Origin of the sequence: Pseudomonas sp. MEJ086 (assembly GCF_030209025.1) — a bacterium.
Taxonomy (GTDB): domain Bacteria; phylum Pseudomonadota; class Gammaproteobacteria; order Pseudomonadales; family Pseudomonadaceae; genus Aquipseudomonas; species Aquipseudomonas fulva_A.
On sequence record NZ_JARVSV010000062.1, the window covers coordinates 1 to 2,998 of the forward strand.

General features: G+C 61.8%; 4 protein-coding genes. All 4 read left to right on the forward strand.

The features are described 5' to 3' along the window. Positions 1–259 precede the first annotated feature (259 nt). The 4 genes from QRN22_RS26085 to QRN22_RS26100 all read left to right on the forward strand — a co-directional run bounded on the left by QRN22_RS26085 (position 260) and on the right by QRN22_RS26100 (position 2,897). Positions 260–766: a nuclear transport factor 2 family protein gene (locus tag QRN22_RS26085; protein WP_042556422.1), complete on the forward strand. Its 507-nt coding sequence runs from the start codon at positions 260–262 to the stop codon at positions 764–766. A 105-nt stretch (positions 767–871) separates the two neighbouring features. Further along, on the forward strand, positions 872–1,582 hold the full coding sequence (gene pcsA, locus QRN22_RS26090) for a phosphatidylcholine synthase (RefSeq protein WP_042556421.1): 711 nt from the start codon (positions 872–874) through the stop codon (positions 1,580–1,582). A gap of 9 nt (positions 1,583–1,591) precedes the next feature. After that, positions 1,592–1,906, forward strand: a complete 315-nt coding sequence (locus QRN22_RS26095) for a GIY-YIG nuclease family protein (RefSeq protein WP_042556420.1) — start codon at positions 1,592–1,594, stop codon at positions 1,904–1,906. Between the two features lie 55 nt (positions 1,907–1,961). Then, entirely contained in the window at positions 1,962–2,897 is a 936-nt protein-coding gene (locus QRN22_RS26100) for a glutathione S-transferase family protein (protein WP_042556419.1), read from the forward strand. The last annotated feature ends 101 nt before the right edge of the window (positions 2,898–2,998 follow it).

The following is a 2,998-nucleotide window of genomic DNA, read 5'->3' on the forward strand; positions in this document are numbered from 1 at the left end:
TGGGCGCCATCATAGCGCCCGATTGAGGTGTCCAGATTTATTAAGCCAGTTCAAGTCCGCTTCCTCGCCTGTATTTGCGGGGCAGCCCAGGCCTTGCAGGACTCTAGCTCGCTGGATCGAAAGCGCGTTCTTGCTAGTAGAAGGGAGCCTCCGCAGGGCTCCCTTTTGCGTTCTGATAAGGGCGTATCAATGGCCGATATGCCCATCGTCGGATCGGCGTTTTGCGGCGATACTCTGCGTATCGCCAAGGAGCTCAGCCATGTCTCACCCGAATGCCGATCTGATCACCCGTTTCTACCAGGCCTTCCAGCAACTGGATGCCGAGCGCATGGCGAGTTGCTATGCGCCTGATGTCAGCTTCAGTGACCCGGCATTCGGCACGCTCACCGGTGACGATGCCGCGGACATGTGGCGCATGCTGACCACCCGGGCCAAGCAGTTCTCCCTGACCTTCAGCGATGTGCAGGCCGATGCCAATGGTGGTAGCGCCAACTGGGTGGCCACTTACCTGTTCAGCCAGACCGGCCGCACCGTGGTGAACCGCATCCAGGCGTCGTTCGTGATTCGTGACGGGCTGATCGTCGAACACCGTGATCAGTTCGATATGTGGCGCTGGTCCGCTCAGGCGCTGGGTTTTCAGGGCATGCTCATCGGCTGGACGCCGCTGCTGAAAAACACCGTGCGCAGGCAGGCCAGGAACGGTCTGCGGCAGTTTCAGGCCTCCCGTGCGTCAGACGGGCAGCACGGCGTAGAGGCGCGCAGCTGAACGGAGTGGTAGGCTTCTCGGTCTGAATGTTCATCGATGAATGGCTGAGTGCATGTAAAGGCTCCGTTCGTTGCGTGAAAGTCCGTCTACCAGAGTATTTCGATCATGAGTGTTATGTCGCTATCACCCAGTAAAGCCAAGGCATGGAGCGTTCACGCGGTAACCGCCAGCGGGGTAATCCTTGGCATGTTGGCGCTGCTCGCGCTGATCGAGGGGAGGGCGGAAAGCTGCCTGCTGTGGCTGGGGCTCGCCTTGTTGGTCGACGGCCTGGACGGCACCCTGGCGCGCAAGTACGACGTCAAGGTGGTACTGCCGCATTTCGACGGTTCGACCCTCGATCTGGTGATCGACTACCTCACCTACGTGTTCATCCCGGCGATCTTCGTCTATCGCTTCATCCCGCTGCCCGAGTACACGCTGCTGCTGTCGGTGGGCATCATTCTGCTGTCGTCGCTGTTCTGCTTCTGCAACGTCAACATGAAGAGCAAGGACAACTACTTCGTCGGCTTCCCGGCGGCGTGGAACGTGGTGGTGGTGTACCTCTATCTGCTGGATTTCGAGCCGTGGGTGACCTTCCTGGTCATCATGGTGCTGGCGGGCCTGACACTGACTCGCATGAAGTTCCTGCACCCGTTCCGGGTCAAGCAGTTCATGCCGTTGAACATCGCCGTGACCATGATCTGGATGTTCGCCTGTGCCGGGTTGATCATCCAGTTCCCGACCCAGCCGGTTTGGCTGCTGGCGCTGTGGGGCCTGTCTTCGGCGTATTTCGTCGGCATGTGCGTGTGGCGCTCTGCCCGCGAATGGTTCGCCTGATCGCCGGCAATGAGCGTTACGCCGGATAAGGTCTGGTTCGTTTACCTGGTGCGCGCCGCCAATGGCGCGCTCTACTGCGGCATCAGTGACGATCCACTGCGCCGTTTCGCCCAGCACCAAAGTGGCAAGGGCGCTCGCTTCTTCTTTTCCAGCCCGGCAGTGGCCCTGGTCTACAGCGAAAGCTGTATCGGCAAGGGCGATGCCCTGCGCCGCGAGCGGGCGATCAAGCGACTGGGCAAAGGCGCCAAGGAAGCGCTGGTGGCCACCGGTAGCCTGATGCATGTCCTTGATGAGCACTCATCAGCCCCAATGGGTTCTGTCTAGTACCAGCAGCAAGCTGAGTTAAGCTGCAGGCCTTACCCGTTCCCGGAGGTCTGCAATGTCTGAGCTCATCCTGCACCATTACCCCACGTCGCCCTTCGCTGAAAAAGCGCGCCTGTTGCTGGGCTTCAAGGACCTGGCCTGGCGCTCGGTGCAGATTCCCCCGCTGATGCCCAAGCCGGATCTCACCGCCCTGACGGGAGGTTATCGCAAGACCCCGGTGCTGCAGATCGGTGCCGATATCTACTGCGACACCGCGTTGATCGCGCGTCGTCTCGAAGCCCTTCAGCCGCAGCCGGCGCTGTTGCCGGGCAATCTGGCGTTCGCCATCGCCGCCTTCGCCCAATGGGCCGACTCGGTGGTGTTTCAGCATGCGGTCAGCCTGGTGTTCCAGCCCGAGTCCATCGCCGTGCGTTTCGCCAAGGCACCCCCGGAGTTCGTCCAGGCCTTCATCGCCGACCGCGCCAAGCTGTTCGCTGGTGGTCAGGCCAGCCGTTTGCCCGCCGAGCAGGCCAAGCACCAGTGGCCGGCGTTCATGGCACGTCTGCAGGCTCAGTTGGAGGCGAGCGGTGGTGATTTCCTGTTCGGTGAGGCGAGCCTGGCCGATATCGCCATGGCTCACCCGCTGTGGTTCCTGCGTGCGACGCCGGTGACCTCGCCCCTGGTCGATGGCTACCCGGGCGTCGCCGCCTGGCTGGATCGGGTGCTGGCAAGTGGACACGGCAAGCCCGAGCCGTTGAGCAGCGAGGAGGCCATCAGGGTGGCGCGCGAAGCCACGCCATCGCCGCTGCCGGACGAGGCGTTCACTGACCCGAATGGTTTTGTCAGCGGGCAGGCCGTCGCCATCTCGGCGATTGATTACGGGGTGGATGCCGTGGAAGGCGAGCTGCTGTTCGCCGGGGCCGAGGAGTTGATCCTGCGTCGTGAAGATGACCGCGCTGGTGTCGTGCATGTGCACTTCCCGCGGCTTGGATTCTCTATCAAAGGACTTTAAGGGCTAGAGCCAGAGCCAGGACAGTTGTGTATTACTCCTGTGAGAACGGGCCATGCCCGTGAAACGATCACGGGCATGGCCCGTTCCCACAGGTTCTGCGC

Coding starts and splice junctions, on each gene's coding strand:
- QRN22_RS26085 (WP_042556422.1), top strand. CDS start 260: ATGTCTCACCCGAATGCCGATCTGATCACCCGTTTCTACCAGGCCTTC.
- pcsA (WP_042556421.1), top strand. CDS start 872: ATGAGTGTTATGTCGCTATCACCCAGTAAAGCCAAGGCATGGAGCGTT.
- QRN22_RS26095 (WP_042556420.1), top strand. CDS start 1,592: ATGAGCGTTACGCCGGATAAGGTCTGGTTCGTTTACCTGGTGCGCGCC.
- QRN22_RS26100 (WP_042556419.1), top strand. CDS start 1,962: ATGTCTGAGCTCATCCTGCACCATTACCCCACGTCGCCCTTCGCTGAA.